This window comes from Streptomyces sp. NPDC006512 (genome assembly GCF_040611935.1).
Taxonomy (GTDB): domain Bacteria; phylum Actinomycetota; class Actinomycetes; order Streptomycetales; family Streptomycetaceae; genus Streptomyces.
This window is the reverse complement of record NZ_JBEXPG010000016.1, coordinates 13,805-30,853: the sequence shown is the minus strand read 5'-3', so window position 1 is coordinate 30,853 and position 17,049 is coordinate 13,805. Positions and strand designations below refer to the sequence as shown.

The following is a 17,049-nucleotide window of genomic DNA, read 5'->3' as shown; positions in this document are numbered from 1 at the left end:
TTTCAGGTTTCTGCACGAGGGATGAAGGCATGAACGAGGAAAAGCTCCGGTATTTCCTGAAGCGGGTGACGGCCGATCTCCACGAGACGCGCCGCCGGCTCCAGGAGGTCGAGTCCGAGGAGCAGGAGCCGATCGCGATCATCGGGATGAGCTGCCGCTACCCGGGAGACGTCGAGTCCCCCGAGGACCTGTGGCGGCTGGTCTCCGAGGAAACCGACGCCATCTCCGCCTTCCCGACCGACCGGGGCTGGGACACGGGGCAACTGTTCGACGAGGACCCGGACGGCCGGGGCACCAGCTACGTGCAGGAAGGCGGCTTCCTCCACTCCGCCAACCGGTTCGACCCGGAGTTCTTCGGGATCTCGCCCCGCGAGGCCGTGGCGATGGATCCGCAGCAGCGGCTGCTGCTGGAGACCTCCTGGGAGGCCTTCGAACGGGCAGGCATCGACCCCACCTCGGTGCGCGGCAGCCGGACCGGCGTGTTCACGGGCGTCATGTACCACGACTACGCGTCGCGTCTGCGTGCCGTACCTCCGGAAGTCGAGGGCTACCTCGGCACCGGCGGCTCCAGCAGCATCGCCTCCGGCCGCGTCTCGTACACGTTCGGCCTGGAAGGCCCGGCGCTCACCGTCGACACGGCCTGCTCGTCCTCCCTCGTCACACTGCACCTGGCCATGCAGGCCCTCCGCAAGGGCGAGTGCTCGCTCGCCCTCGCCGGCGGCGTCACCGTCATGCCGACACCCGGCACCTTCACCGAGTTCAGCAAGCAGCGCGGCCTGTCCTTCGACGGCCGCTGCAAGTCCTTCGCGGACGCCGCGGAGGGCACCGGATGGGGCGAGGGCGCGGGCATGCTCCTCGTAGAGCGGCTGTCCGACGCCCAGCGCAACGGACACCGCATCCTGGCCGTCGTCCGCGGGTCCGCCGTCAACCAGGACGGCGCCAGCAACGGCCTGACCGCCCCGAACGGCCCCTCCCAGCAGCGCGTCATCCGCCAGGCCCTGCACGACGCCCGGCTCACCGCGGCCGACATCGACGTCGTCGAGGCGCACGGCACCGGCACGACCCTGGGCGACCCGATCGAAGCCCAGGCCCTGCTCGCGACGTACGGCAGGGAGCACACCGAGGACAGCCCGCTCTGGCTGGGCTCGGTCAAGTCGAACATCGGTCACACACAGGCCGCCGCCGGTGTCGCGGGCATCATCAAGATGGTCATGGCGATCCGGCACGGCCGGATCCCGAAGACCCTGCACGTGGACGAACCGTCGACCAAGGTCGACTGGTCCGCCGGCGCCGTATCGCTGCTGCGCCGGACCATGGAATGGCCGGAGACCGGCCGGCCCCGGCGCGCCGCAGTATCGTCGTTCGGCATCAGCGGCACCAACGCGCACACGATCATCGAGCAGGCCCCGCCGGCGACGCCCGCCGGCCCCTCCGATACGGATAGGGATGCGGATCCGGGCGCAGACGTGGACGCGGAAGGAACCGCCCCCGAGGCCGCCCCGCAGCGACGGACCGTCGTGCCTCCGGTCGTGCCGTGGCCCGTCTCGGCCCGCACGGAAGAGGCCCTGCGGGCCCAGGCCGACCGCCTGCTCACCCACCTGCGCGCCCACCCCGACCAGACGGCCGTGGACATCAGCCGCTCGCTGGCCACCGGCCGCGCCTCCCTCGAACACCGTGCCGTCGTCGTGGCCGGAGACCGGGAGGAGGCCCTCGCCGACCTCGCGGCCCTGGCCTCCGACGACGCCACCGCCTCGCACGTCGTACGGGGTGAGACCGGAGCCCGGGGCAAGGTGGCCTTCCTGTTCACGGGGCAGGGCAGCCAGCGCCTGGGCACGGGCCGGGAACTGTACGACGCCTACCCGGTGTTCGCCGCGGCGCTCGACGAGGTGTGCACACGCTTCGCCCTCGAACTGCCCCTGCGAGAGGTACTGTTCGGCTCCGACGCGCAGCTGCTGGACCGGACGGAGTACACGCAGCCGGCGCTGTTCGCCGTCGAGGTAGCCCTGTTCCGGCTGCTGGAGTCCTGGGGCGTGAAGCCCGACTTCCTGTCCGGGCACTCGATCGGCGAGATCGCGGCCGCCCACGTGGCCGGGGTCCTCTCGCTGGACGACGCGTGCGTGCTGGTCGCGGCGCGCGGCCGGTTGATGCAGGCGCTCCCGGCCGGCGGCGCGATGATCGCCCTCCAGGCTTCCGAGGATGAGGTCCTGCCGCTGCTGACGGGCCGGGTGAGTGTGGCCGCGGTCAACGGCCCGCGTGCGGTGGTCATCGCCGGTGACGAGGATGCGGCGATGGCGGTCGCGGGGTCGTTCCCCGACCGCAAGAGCAAGCGCCTCACCGTCAGCCACGCTTTCCACTCGCCGCACATGGACGGCATGCTCGACGACTTCCGCGAGATCGCGCAGGAACTGACGTACGGTGCTCCGCGCATCCCGGTCGTGTCGAACCTGACCGGTGCCCTGGTGTCCGACGAGATGGGTTCGGCGGAGTTCTGGGTCCGGCACGTCCGCGAAGCGGTCCGTTTCCTCGACGGTGTCCGCACGCTGGAAGCCGCCGGCGTGACGACGTACCTCGAACTCGGCCCCGACGGCGTCCTCTCCGCGCTGGCGGAGGCCTGCCTCACCGGCGAACCCGGCTCCGCGGCCTTCGCCCCGATGCTCCGCCACGCCCGCCCCGAGCCGCGGACCGTCACCACGGCCCTCGCCCTGGCCCACGTCCGAGGCACCGCCGTCGACTGGCACGCGTACCACTCCGACACCGGCGCCGAGCACGTGGACCTGCCCACCTACGCCTTCCAGCGCGAGCACTACTGGCTCGACGCCGGCACCCTCGGCGGGGACGTCACCACCGCGGGCCTCAGGTCCGCCGATCACCCCCTGCTAGGCGCCTCGGTAGCCTTGGCCGACGCGGAAGGGCTGCTCCTCACCGGCCGGCTGTCGCTGGCGACCCACCCCTGGCTCGCTGACCACCGTGTGATGGGTTCCGCCCTCGTGCCCGGTACGGCTTTCGTGGAGCTTGCGCTGCGGGCGGGTGAGCAGGTCGGTTGTGCTCTGGTGGATGAGCTGACGCTGGCTGCGCCGTTGGTGCTGCCGGAGGACGGTGGAGTGGAGCTTCAGATTGCGGTTGCGGCGCCTGATGTGTCGGGTCGGCGGTCTGTTGTCTTCCATTCGCGTGATGACCGTGCGGATGAGGGTGAGCCGTGGGTGCGGAACGCGACCGCGGTGTTGGCGGACGAGGCGGTGGTTTCGCCGGAGTTCGGTTTGGCTGAGTGGCCTCCGGCTGGTGCGGACGCGGTGTCGGTGGAGGGCCTGTACGAGGGTCTTGCGGATTCCGGGTTCGGGTACGGGCCGGGGTTCCAGGGGCTGCGTGCGGTGTGGCGGCGGGGCGATGAGGTGTTCGCCGAGGTGAGTCTGGGGGAGGTGTCGGGTCCGGGGGTTGAGCAGTTCGCGATTCATCCGGCGCTTCTTGATTCGGTGCTGCATGCGATCGGTCTGGGTTCGCTGGTGGAGGATTCGGGTGCGGCGAGGCTGCCGTTCTCGTGGTCGGGTGTGTCGGTGTATTCGGTGGGTGCGGACACCTTGCGGGTGCGGCTTTCCCGGGCCGGTCGGGATGCGGTGCGGCTGGAGATCGCCGACGTCGACGGTGTTCCGGTGGCTTTCGTGGATTCGCTTGCGCTGCGTGCGTTCTCGCCCGAGCAGCTCGGTCAGCAGGCCGGTGGTCTTCGTGACTCCTTGTTCCGTGTGGAGTGGACCGAGTTGGCGTCGGCGGCGTCGGGGGAGTCCTTCGACGACTGGCTGATGCTGGGCGACGATGCGCAGGCAGCCGCGGACCTCGCCGGCCTGGGCATGGCTGTCGCCGAGGGCGGCGCGATACCGGCGACGTTGGTCGTGCCGTGTGTGGAGCCGACCGACCCGGAAGATGTGGCCGGTACGGTGCATGCGGCTACGGCTCGTGTGCTGGAGCTGGTCCAGGGGTGGTTGGCGGATGACCGGTTCGTGGATGCGCGTCTGGTGTTCTTGACGCGGGGTGCGGTTGCCGCCCGGCCGGGCGAGGGCGTCTCGGATCTGGTGCATGCTGCGGTGTGGGGCCTGGTGCGGTCGGCGCAGTCGGAGAATCCGGGCCGGTTCGTCCTGGTCGACGTCGAGGGTGAGCTGGAGTCGGGTCTGTCGGTTGCGCTGGCTTCGGGTGAGTCCGAGGTGGCGGTCCGGGGTGGCGCTGTTCTGGTGCCGCGGCTGGCGCGTGCGGTGGTCTCCGCTGATGAGCCGGCTGTCGGGTGGGGTGCCGAGGGCACGGTGTTGGTGACGGGCGCGAGTGGTTCGCTGGGCGGGCTGTTCGCGCGTCATCTGGTGACCGAGCACGGTGTGCGGCGTCTGTTGCTGGTGAGCCGTCGTGGTGAGGGTGATTCGGGGCTGACGGCTGAGCTGTTGGCTTTGGGTGCCGAGGTGTCGTGGGCGGCGTGTGATGTGGCCGACCGTGAGGCTCTCGCGGCCGTACTGGCCGGTGTTCCGGTGGAGCACCCGTTGTCGGCTGTGGTGCACACGGCCGGTGTGCTGGATGACGGTGTGGTCGGTTCGCTCACCGCCGAGCGGCTGTCGGCTGTTCTGCGTCCGAAGGTGGACGCGGCCTGGAACCTCCACGAACTGACCCGGGATCTCGATCTGTCGGCGTTCGTGCTGTTCTCTTCGGCCGCCGGTGTGTTCGGTGGCGCCGGTCAGGCCAACTATGCGGCGGCGAACACCTTCCTGGACGCCCTCGCCGCCCACCGCAGGGCTGAGGGTCTGACGGGTACCTCCCTGGCCTGGGGTCTGTGGGCCGAAGTCGGCGGTATGGGTGACGCGCTGGGCGCTGAGGACGTGTCGCGTCTGGGCCGTGGTGGTGTGAACGCGCTTTCGCCGGAGACCGGCCTCGCGCTCTTCGACGCGGCCGCGCGCACGAACGACCCGCTTCTCGTACCGGTGAAGCTGGACCTCGCTGCACTGCGGGCCCAGGCGGGGAGCGGGATGCTTCCGCCGCTGCTGTCCGGCCTGGTGCGGATGCCGGCACGTCGTGCGGCCCGGGGTGGTGCCGCCGGTGGTGCCTTCGCCCGGCAGGTTGCCGCGCTGGCTCGGGACGAACAACCGGGTGCAGTACTGGCGTTGGTGCGCGGTCAGGTGGCTGCGGTCCTCGGTTTCGCCGGGCCCGAAGCGGTGGATCCGGCGCGCTCGTTCAGCGAGGTCGGCTTTGACTCCCTGACCGCCGTCGAACTCCGCAACCGACTCGGAGCGATCACGGGTGTGCGCCTGCCCGCCACCCTCGTCTTCGACTACCCGACCCCCATCGCCCTGTCGGAGTACCTCCACGCGGAACTGCTCGGCGGTCAGGAGGCGGCCGCCACTGCGGTCGCCTCCACCCTTCACGATGACGAGCCGATCGCGATCGTCGCAATGGCCTGTCGGTTCCCCGGCGGTGTCCGCTCTCCCGAGGACCTGTGGAGCCTCGTACTGGAGGGCAGGGACGCGATCGCCGGCATGCCGGAAGACCGCGGCTGGGACCTCGACGGCCTCTTCGACCCCGATCCCGACCGTCAGGGGACCAGCTACAGCACGACCGGCGGATTCCTGTACGACGCGCACCACTTCGATCCGACGTTCTTCGGGATCTCCCCGCGCGAGGCCCTCGCGACCGACCCGCAGCAGCGGCTGTTGCTGGAGACCTCGTGGGAGGCGTTCGAGCGGGCCGGGATCGACCCGGCGACCGTGCGGGGCAGCCGGACCGGTGTGTTCGCCGGTGTCATGTACAACGACTACGGCACGCTTCTCCACCGGGCACCCGAGGGCCTCGAAGGCTACATGGGCACTTCCAGCTCGGGCAGTGTCGCCTCGGGACGCGTCTCCTACACCTTCGGTCTCGAAGGTCCGGCCGTCACCGTCGACACGGCCTGCTCGTCTTCTCTCGTCACGCTCCACCTGGCTGCCCAGGCACTCCGCAGCGGCGAATGCGATCTCGCACTGGCCGGCGGCGTCACCGTCATGGCCACCCCGGGAACGTTCATCGCCTTCAGCCGACAGCGCGGTCTCGCGACCGACGGCCGTTGCAAGCCCTTCGCGGCCGCCGCCGATGGCACCGCTTGGGGTGAGGGTGTCGGCATGCTCCTCGTGGAGCGGCTCTCGGACGCCCGCGCCAAGGGCCACCCGGTCCTGGCCGTCCTCCGGGGCTCGGCGATCAACCAGGACGGCGCCAGCAACGGCCTGACCGCGCCCAATGGCCCGTCCCAGCAGCGTGTGATCCGCCAGGCCCTCGCCAACGCCGGCCTGTCGGCCGCCGAGGTGGACGTGGTCGAGGCGCACGGCACCGGCACGACCCTGGGCGACCCGATCGAAGCCCAGGCACTGCTGGCCACGTACGGGCAGGAACGCCCGGCCGACCAGCCGCTCCTGCTCGGTTCCATCAAGTCGAACATGGGACACACCCAGGCCGCCGCCGGTGTCGCGGGCATCATCAAGATGGTCCAGGCCATGCGCCACGGCATCCTGCCCCAGACCTTGCACGTGGACCAGCCCACCCCCCACGTCGACTGGGCGGACGGCGCGGTGTCGCTGCTCACGGAGTCGGTTCCGTGGCCCGAGACCGGCCGCCCGCGGCGCGCGGGCGTGTCGTCGTTCGGCATCAGCGGCACCAACGCCCACACCATCATCGAGCAGGCCCCGGACGAGCCCGGCGCGCCGGCTGCGGAGTCCGTCCGGCCGGTGCTGCCGGTGCTGCCGTACGTGCTGTCCGCGAAGTCCGCAGACGCGCTGCGGGACCAGGCGGCCCGTCTGCGGGCCCACCTGGAGGGCACGCCCGACGCCGGATCGGCGGATGTGGCCCGTTCACTGGCCACGGCGCGTGCCGCGTTCGACCACCGTGCGGTGCTCGTGGCGGGGGACCGGGAGGAGCTGCTGCGCGGCCTGACCGCGCTGGAGAGCGGCGATCCGGCCCCTGCCGGGATCACCCAGGGCGTCGTGGGCGCGGCCGGGGCCGGAAAGCTGGCCTTCCTGTTCACGGGGCAGGGCAGCCAGCGCCCGGGCATGGGCCGGGAACTGTACGACACCTACCCGGTGTTCGCCTCCGCCCTGGACGAGGTGTGTGCGCGATTCGCCCCCGAACTGCCACTGATGGATGTGGTGTTCGGAGCAGACGCCGGTCTGCTGGACCGCACGGAACACGCCCAGCCGGCGCTGTTCGCGATCCAAGTCGCCCTGTTCCGCCTGCTGGAGTCGTGGGGCGTGCGGCCGGACTTCCTGTCCGGGCATTCGATCGGCGAGATCGCCGCGGCGCACGTGGCGGGCGTGCTGTCCCTGGAGGGCGCGTGCGTGCTGGTCGCGGCCCGCGGCCATCTCATGCAGGCGCTGCCCTCCGGCGGTGTGATGATCGCCCTCCAGGCTTCCGAGGATGAGGTCCTGCCGCTGTTGACGGACCGGGTGAGTGTGGCCGCGGTCAACGGCCCGCGTGGGGTGGTGATCGCCGGTGACGAGGACGCGGCGATGGCGGTCTTGGGGTCGTTCCCCGACCGCAAGAGCAAGCGCCTCACGGTCAGCCACGCCTTCCACTCGCCGCACATGGACGGCATGCTGGACGACTTCCGGCGGGTGCTGGAGGGACTGTCCTTCGCCGCTCCGCGCATCCCGGTCGTGTCGAACCTGACCGGTGCCCTGGTGTCGGACGAGATGGGTTCGGCGGAGTTCTGGGTCCGGCACGTCCGCGAAGCGGTCCGTTTCCTCGACGGTGTCCGCACGCTGGAAGCCGCCGGCGTGACGACGTACCTCGAACTCGGCCCCGACGGCGTCCTCTCGGCGATGGCCCAGGACTGCCTGACCCTGACCGAGGACACCACCGCGAACGCCCGCTTCGCGCCCGCCCTCCGGGCCGGCCGCGCCGAACCCGAAACCCTGAACACCGCCCTCGCCCACGCCCACAGCCACGGCGCGACCGTGGACTGGGAGGCGTACTTCGCCGGCACGGGTGCACGAACCGTCGACCTGCCCACGTACGCCTTCCAGCACCAGCGGTACTGGCTCGACATCAGCGCGTTCGGCGGGGACGTCACCACCGCGGGATTCAGGTCCGCCGATCACCCGCTGCTGGGCGCCTCGGTGGCCCTGGCCGATGCGGAAGGGCTGCTCCTCACGGGGCGGCTGTCGTTGGCGACCCACCCTTGGCTCGCGGACCACATGGTTATGGGATCCGTACTGCTTCCGGGTACGGCTTTCGTGGAGCTTGCGTTGCGGGCGGGTGAGCAGGTCGGTTGTGCTCTGGTGGATGAGCTGACGCTGGCTGCGCCGTTGGTGCTGCCGGAGGACGGTGGGGTGGAGCTTCAGATTGCGGTTGCGGCGCCTGATGTGTCGGGTCGGCGGTCTGTTGTCTTCCATTCGCGTGATGACCGTGCGGATGAGGGTGAGCCGTGGGTGCGGAACGCGACTGCGGTGTTGGCGGATGAGGCGGTGGTTTCGCCGGAGTTCGGTTTGGCCGAGTGGCCTCCGGCTGGTGCGGACGCGGTGTCGGTGGAGGGCCTGTACGAGGGTCTTGCGGATTCCGGGTTCGGGTACGGGCCGGGGTTCCAGGGGTTGCGTGCGGTGTGGCGGCGGGGCGATGAGGTGTTCGCCGAGGTGAGTCTGGGGGAGGTGTCGGGTCCGGGGGTTGAGCAGTTCGCGATCCATCCGGCGCTTCTTGATTCGGTGCTGCATGCGATCGGTCTGGGTTCGCTGGTGGAGGATTCGGGTGCGGCGAGGCTGCCGTTTTCGTGGTCGGGTGTGTCGGTGTATTCGGTGGGTGCGGATACCTTGCGGGTGCGGCTTTCCGGGGTCGGTCGGGATGCGGTGCGGCTGGAGATCGCCGACGTCGACGGTGTTCCGGTGGCCTTCGTGGATTCGCTTGCGCTGCGTGCGTTCTCGCCCGAGCAACTCGGTCAGCAGGCGGGTGGTCTGCGCGATTCCCTGTTCCGTGTGGAGTGGACCGAGTTGGCATCGGCGGCGTCGGGGGAGTCCTTCGACGACTGGCTGATGCTCGGTGAGGACGTGTCGTCGCTGGCGGATGTGCCTGGTGTGGTTCCGCCGGTGGTGGTGGTGCCGTGTGTCGGGCCGGCTGTTGATGACGTGGCGGGTGCGGTGCATGGGGCTACGGCTCGTGTGCTGGAGCTGGTCCAGGGGTGGTTGGCGGATGACCGGTTCGTGGATGCGCGTCTGGTGTTCTTGACGCGGGGTGCGGTTGGCGCTCGGCCGGGCGAGGGCGTCTCGGATCTGGTGCATGCTGCGGTGTGGGGCCTGGTGCGGTCGGCGCAGTCGGAGAATCCGGGCCGGTTCGTCCTGGTCGACCTCGACGCGGACGGTGAGGTGGAGTCCGGGCTTTCGGTTGCGCTGGCTTCGGGTGAGTCCGAGGTGGCGGTCCGGGGTGGCGCTGTTCTGGTGCCTAGGCTGGCACGTGCGGTGCTCTCGGCCGATGAGCTGGCTGCCGCCTGGGATGCCGACGGCACGGTGTTGGTGACGGGTGCGAGTGGTTCGCTGGGCGGGCTGTTCGCGCGTCATCTGGTCGCTGAGCACGGTGTGCGCCGCCTGTTGCTGGTGAGCCGTCGTGGTGAGGGCGATTCGGGGCTGACGGCTGAGCTGTTGGCTTTGGGTGCCGAGGTGTCGTGGGCGGCGTGTGATGTGGCCGACAGGGAATCCTTGAAGGCCGTACTGGCGAACGTTCCCGCTGACCGTCCGCTGTCGGCTGTGGTGCACACGGCTGGTGTGCTGGATGACGGTGTGGTCGGTTCGCTCACCGCCGAGCGGCTGTCGGCAGTCCTGCGTCCGAAGGTGGACGCGGCCTGGAACCTCCACGAACTGACCCGGGATCTCGATCTGTCGGCGTTCGTGCTGTTCTCCTCCGCCGCCGGTGTGTTCGGTGGCGCGGGGCAGGCCAACTACGCGGCGGCGAACACCTTCCTCGACGCCCTCGCCGCTCACCGCAGGGCTGAGGGCCTGACGGGTACGTCCCTGGCTTGGGGCCTGTGGGCCGAAGCCGGCGGTATGGGGAATGCCCTGGATGCCGAGGACGTGTCGCGTCTGGGCCGTGGCGGTGTGAACGCCCTGTCCGCAGGCGAGGGGGTGGCGTTGTTCGATGCCGCCTCGGCCTCCGGGCAGTCACTCCTCGTACCGGTGAAGCTCGACCTCGCCGCACTGCGGGCCCAGGCCGGCAGCGGGATGCTTCCGCCGCTGCTGTCCGGGCTGGTGCGGATGCCGGTACGTCGTGCGGCCCGGGGTGGTGCCGCCGGTGGTGCCTTCGCCCGGCAGGTTGCCGCGCTGGCTCGGGAAGAACAGCCGGGTGCAGTACTGGCGTTGGTGCGCGGTCAGGTGGCTGCGGTCCTGGGCTTTGCCGGGCCCGAAGCGGTGGATCCGGCACGGTCGTTCAGCGAGGTCGGATTCGACTCCCTGACCGCCGTCGAACTCCGCAACCGCCTCGGCGGCGTCACCGGCGTACGCTTGCCCGCCACCCTCGTCTTCGACTACCCGACCCCCACCGCCCTGTCGGAGTTCCTGCTCGCAGAGCTCCTCGGCAGCCAAGAAGCGTCCGCAGCCGCGGCTCCGGTTGCCGCCGGGGCACGCGATGACGAGCCGATCGCGATCGTGTCCATGGCCTGCCGGTTCCCCGGCGGTATCCGCTCTCCCGAGGACCTGTGGAGTCTCGTACTGGAGGGCAGGGACGCGATCGCCGGTATGCCGGAGGACCGCGGCTGGGACCTCGACGGCCTCATGCCCGGTTCGGATGGTCAGGGGACCGGATACAGCCCCACGGGCGGATTCCTGTACGACGCGCACCACTTCGATCCGACGTTCTTCGGGATCTCCCCGCGCGAGGCCCTCGCGACCGACCCGCAGCAGCGGCTCCTGTTGGAAACCTCGTGGGAGGCGTTCGAGCGGGCCGGGATCGACCCGGCGACCGTGCGGGGCAGCCGGACGGGTGTGTTCGCCGGTGTCATGTACAACGACTACGGCACTCTTCTCCACCGGGCACCCGAAGGCCTCGAAGGCTACATGGGCACCTCCAGCTCGGGCAGTGTCGCCTCAGGACGCGTCTCCTACACCTTCGGTCTCGAAGGCCCGGCCGTCACCGTCGACACCGCCTGCTCGTCTTCCCTCGTCACACTCCACCTGGCCGCCCAGGCACTCCGCAGCGGCGAATGCGATCTCGCACTCGCCGGCGGCGTCACCGTCATGGCAACCCCCGGTACCTTCGTCGCCTTCAGCATCCAGCGCGGGCTGGCGAGTGACGGCCGTTGCAAGCCGTTCGCCGCCGCGGCCGATGGGACGGCATGGGGTGAGGGTGTCGGCATGCTCCTCGTGGAGCGGCTGTCGGACGCCCGCGCCAAGGGCCACCCGGTCCTGGCCGTCCTCCGGGGCTCGGCGATCAACCAGGACGGCGCCAGCAACGGCCTGACGGCCCCCAACGGCCCGTCCCAGCAGCGCGTGATCCGCCAGGCCCTCGCCAATGCCCGCCTCACCGCCGCTGAAGTGGACGTGGTCGAGGCGCACGGCACTGGCACGACCCTCGGAGACCCGATCGAAGCCCAGGCGCTGCTGGCGACGTACGGGCAGGAACATCCCGCCGAGCAGCCGCTCCTGCTCGGCTCCATCAAGTCGAACATGGGCCACACCCAGGCCGCGGCCGGCGTTGCGGGTGTCATCAAGATGGTCCAGGCGATACGGCACGGGGTGCTTCCGAAGACCCTGCACGTGGACGAGCCGACCCCGCACGTCGACTGGTCGGCGGGAGCCGTCTCCCTGCTCGAAGCCGCCACTCCCTGGCCGGAGACCGGCCGCCCGCGCCGCGCCGCCGTCTCCTCCTTCGGAATCAGCGGCACCAACGCCCACACGATCATCGAACAGGCCCCGGAAGAGCCGGAGTTCGCGCCCGCACGGAACACCGAGCCGGTTCCGTCGTCCGTACTGCCGTACGTCCTCTCGGCGAAGTCGGCGGACGCACTGCGCGGCCAGGCGGCCCGGCTGCGGGCCCACCTGGCGGACGCGGCCGAGCTCGCGACGGGCGACGTCGCGTATTCGCTGGCCACGACCCGTGCCGCGTTCGACCACCGTGCCGTGATCGTGGCTGCGGACCACGAGGAACTCCTGCGGGGCTTGACCGCACTCGAGGACGAGGCTGCGGCCGCTGGACTGGTACGCGGCTCCACGGGCGGCGGAAAGACCGCGTTCGTGTTCCCGGGCCAGGGTTCGCAGTGGGTGGGTATGGCTGCCGCGTTGCTGGACACCTCACCCGTGTTCGAAGCGCGGATCGACGAGTGTGCGAAGGCCCTAGAACCCTTCACCGACTGGTCGTTGGTGGAGGTACTGCGTGGGGCCGAGGGTGCGCCGTCGTTGGACCGGGTGGATGTGGTGCAGCCTGCGCTGTTCGCGGTGATGGTGTCCCTGGCCGAGGTGTGGCGTGCGGCGGGTGTGCGTCCGGGTGCGGTGATCGGGCATTCGCAGGGCGAGATCGCTGCCGCCTGCGTCGCCGGGATCCTGTCGTTGGAGGACGCGGCCCGGGTGGTGGCTCTGCGGAGTCAGGCGATCGGGCGGGTGCTGGCCGGTCTCGGCGGCATGGTGTCCGTGCCCCTGCCGGCCGTCGATGTCCGGGAGCGGATCGCGCCCTGGGGTGAGGAGCGGATCTCGGTCGCCGCCGTCAACGGTCCTTCCTCGGTCGTCGTCTCGGGCGAGGTGGAGGCCCTGGAGGAGTTCCTGGACGCCTGCGAGGTGGACGGGATACGTGCCAAGCGGATCGCGGTTGACTACGCCTCGCACTCCGCGCAGGTCGAGCTGCTCCGCGAGGAACTCGACGAACTGCTGGCACCCATCAGCCCCCGGGCGGCCGAGGTGCCGTTCCTCTCGACCGTCACGGGCGAGTGGGTCAAGGGGCCCGAGCTGGACGGCGCCTACTGGTTCCGGAACCTCCGCCGGACGGTGGAACTGGAGGACGCCACCCGCACCCTCCTCGACCAGGGCTTCGGCGTGTTCATCGAGTCCAGTCCCCACCCCGTCCTCACCGTCGGCATGCAGGAAACCGTCGAGGACGCGGGCCGTGAGGCGGCGGTCCTCGGTTCGCTGCGCCGTAACGAGGGGGGCCTGGAGCGGTTCTGGCTGTCCCTGGGCGAGGCCTACGTCCGTGGTGTCACCGTGGACTGGGACGCCGTCTTCGCCGCCACGGGCGCCCGGCGCGTCGACCTGCCCACGTACGCCTTCCAGCACGACCGGTACTGGATCGAGGTACCGGTGTCCCCGGTCGGGGACGTGGCGTCCGCCGGGCTGGGTCCGGCCGGGCACCCGCTGCTGGGGGCGGCCGTCGAACTGCCCGACTCGGACGGGTTCCTGTTCACGGGACGCCTGTCGCTCCAGACCCACCCCTGGCTGGCCGACCACCGGGCCGCGGACGCCGTACTGCTGCCCGGCACCGCCTTCGTGGAGCTCGCGCTGCACGCCGGTCAGCGGGCCGGCACCGCCTTCCTGGAGGAACTCACCCTGGAGGCACCGCTGGTGCTGCCCGAACAGGGTGCGCTCCAACTACGCCTGTCGGTGGCCGCCCGCGACGAAGCGGGACGGCGCCTGCTGCACGTGCACTCGCGTGCGGAGTCCGGCGGCGGCGAGGCCGATCCGAACCGGGACGAGTCCTGGACCCGGCACGCCAGCGGGGTGCTCGGCGCCGTCGACGCGGTGACCCCGCCGCCGGCGACCGGCTCGGAGGCCTGGCCTCCGACGGGGGCCGAACAGCTCGACGTGGCCGATCTGTACGACGGGTTCGCCGCCCTCGGGTACGCGTACGGTCCGGCCTTCCGGAACCTGCGGGGCGCATGGCGGCTCGGCGACGAACTGTTCGCCGAACTGGCCCTGTCCGACGGCCCCCAGGCCGACGCGGCGCACTTCGGCGTGCACCCGGCGCTGCTCGACGCGGGCCTGCACGGCCTCGCCCTGGGCTCCTTCCTCACGACCGGCGGCGACGAGGCGAGCGAGGACGGCGGGATCCGCCTGCCGTTCTCCTTCACCGGCGTGGGCCTGCACGCCGTCGGTGCGGGCTCGCTGCGGGTGCGGCTGGCTCCGGCGGGATCCGGCGCCGTGTCCCTCGCGGCGTTCGACGAGCGCGGCGAACCGGTCCTCTCGGTGGAGTCGTTGCTGCTGAGGGCGATCGACCCGGCCCGCCTGCGGACGGCCGGGCCCGCGTTCCACGAGTCGCTGTTCCGACTGGAGTGGCCCGCGCTCACCGGTAACCTCCCCGCACCGAGCGGGCGTTGGTCCGTGATCGGGTCCGACCCCCTCGGTCTCGAAGCCACGCTGCGCGCGGCGGGCATCCCGGCCGACGCCTACGGGGACGTGGACGCGCTCGCGGACACGGTGCTCGCCGGCAAGCCGGTGCCCGACACCGTCCTGGTCTCCTGCTCCGCCCTCGGCGGGCAGCACGCCGCGGACACCGCGCAGGCCGCCCGGCGGGCGGCCCGCGACGCCCTGGAGCTCGTACAGACCTGGCTGGCCGAGGAGTCCCTCGCCGGAGCACGCCTGGCGGTGGTCACCCGCGGGGCGGTCGAGGTACGGCCGGGTGACGGCGTACCGGACCTGGCGCACGCGGCCGTCTGGGGGCTGCTGCGCTCCGCGCAGTCGGAGAATCCCGGACGGATCCTGCTCCTCGACCTCGACCCCGACACCGACCCCGACACCGACCCCGACACCGACCTCGCCCCCGACGTCGACCCCGAACACGGCACCGGCGCGCCCGAGGACGCTCCGGTGGACCTCGGCGCGCTGCTCGCCGCGGCGGTGGCGAGCGGGGAACCCCAGCTCGCCGTCCGCGGCGGAGCCCTGCACGCCGCCCGGCTGGCAAGGGTCCCCGCAGTACGCCCCGCGGCGGACGGCCCCGCCCACGAAGCGGCGGACCGGCCCGCGGCGGCCCCCGCGCTGGACCCGGACGGCACCGTCCTCATCACCGGCGGCACCGGAGTCCTCGGTAGCCTGCTGGCCCGGCACCTGGTGACCGAGCGGGGAGTGCGGCACCTGCTGCTGACCAGCAGGCGCGGACCGCGCGCCGAAGGCGCCGCGGAACTCGTCGCGGAACTCGCCGGGCTGGGCGCCGAGGCGGCTGTCGTCGCCTGCGACGCCTCCGACCGGAAGGCCCTGTCGGCACTCCTGGCGGGCGTCCCGGTCGAGCACCCGCTCACCGCCGTCATCCACACGGCGGGCCACCTCGACGACGGACTCGTACCCTCTCTGACCCCCGAGCGGATCGACACGGTCCTGCGGCCGAAGGTTGATGCGGCCCACCACCTGCACGAACTGACCAGGGACCTGGACCTCGGGGCGTTCGTCCTGTTCTCCTCGGCGGCCGGCACGCTCGGCAGCCCCGGACAGGCCAACTACGCGGCGGCCAACGCCTTCCTCGACGCCCTGGCCCAGGACCGGCGCGCGGCGGGCCTGCCCGCCCTGTCGCTGGCCTGGGGGCTGTGGGAACAGCGCAGCGAGATGACCGGCGAGCTCACCGACGCCGACCTCCAGCGGATGGCGCGCGCCGGACTGGCCCCGCTCACCTCCGCGGAGGGCCTCGCCCTCTTCGACACGGCGTGCGCGCTGACGGCCGCGGGCCCCGACGGCGACGCGGGCTCCGCACCCGACGGCGGTGTGTTCGTCGCCATCAGGCTGGACACCGCCCCGCTGCGGGCCCAGGCCGATGCCGGAGCACTCCCGGCCGTCTTCCGGGGGCTGGTGCGCGGCGGGTTGCGGAAGGCCGCCGGAGGCGCCGCCGACGCGGCCGCGTCCGCTGCCGCGCGACGGCTGGCGGGCCTGTCCGCCCTGCCGGAGGAGGAGCAGGAGCGGGTGCTCCTGGAGGTGGTGCGGGCCCAGGCCGCCGCAGTACTGGCCTACCCGTCGCCCGACGCGGTGGGCGAGTCCCAGGAGTTCCTGGAACTGGGCCTGGACTCGCTGACCGCGGTCGAACTGCGCAACCAGCTGAACGCGGCGACGGGACTGCGGCTGCCCGCGACCCTGCTCTTCGACCACCCGACCCCGCTCCTGGTCGCCGGACGGCTGCGCGCCGAGCTCGCCGCGGCCCGCGGCGGCCGGGCCGGAGCCGGCGCCGAGGCGGAACCGGACGGGGCCGACGGGCTCCTCGGAGCCATGCTCCAGGAGGCCGGAACGCAGGGCACGGCCGGCCAGTTCACGGAACTCCTCATGCAGGCCTCGCGGTTCCGGCCCTCGTTCGCCTCGGCGGCCGAGCTGCGCAAGGCACCCGGCCTGGTGCGCCTCTCGCGCGGCGACACGGGTCCCGGACTGGTCTGCTTCTCCTCGATCCTGTCGATCTCCGGCCCGCACCAGTACGCGCGGTTCGCGTCCGCGTTCCGCGGCCGGCGGGACATCCACGCGATGGCGGCCCCCGGCTTCCTGCGCGGCGAACAACTGCCCGCGACCCCCGACGCGGTGATCGAGGCGCAGGCCGAGGCCGTCCTCAAGCACGCCGACGGGGCGCCGTTCGTCCTGTTCGGACACTCCTCGGGCGGCATGCTCGCCCACGCGGTGGCCGGGAGGCTGGAGAGCGCCGGGGTCTTCCCGGAGGCCGTGGTGCTGGTCGACATCTACTCCCACGACGACGACGCCATCATGGGCATCCAGCCCGGCCTGTCGAAGGGGGTGGACGAACGCCAGGAAAGCTACGTCCCGGTGGACGACAACCGGCTGCTCGCGATGGGCGCGTACTTCCGGCTGTTCGCCGGCTGGAAGCCGGAAGCCGTGAAGGCGCCCACGCTGCTGGTCCGGGCCGGGGAGCGGTTCTTCGACTGGACCCGCTCCACGGACGGCGACTGGCGGTCCTACTGGGATCTGGAGCACACGGTCGTGGACGTTCCCGGCAACCACTTCACCGTGATGGAGCAGCACGCGCCGACGACCGCGCGAGCCGTCGAGCAGTGGCTGGACTCCCGCCCCTGACGGCGGCAGGGGACCGGCGACACCGGGCCGGGCCCCACCCCTGTGAGGGGTGGGGCCCGGCCCGGTGCGGTCGCCGTCCCAGGTCCTGGGGGGACGGGGCCCGAAG

At 71.8% G+C, this 17,049-nt stretch carries 1 protein-coding gene; it reads left to right on the top strand.

What is annotated here, in order from left to right; all coding sequences use genetic code 11:
- Window positions 1-29 precede the first annotated feature (29 nt).
- Window positions 30-16,943: a type I polyketide synthase gene (locus tag ABZZ17_RS13935; protein ID WP_356875490.1), complete on the top strand. Its 16,914-nt coding sequence runs from the start codon at window positions 30-32 to the stop codon at window positions 16,941-16,943.
- Window positions 16,944-17,049: the final 106 nt, after the last annotated feature.

Excerpts from the sequence above, each read along its gene's own strand:
- ABZZ17_RS13935 (WP_356875490.1), top strand. The coding sequence starts at position 30 with ATGAACGAGGAAAAGCTCCGGTATTTCCTGAAGCGGGTGACGGCCGAT.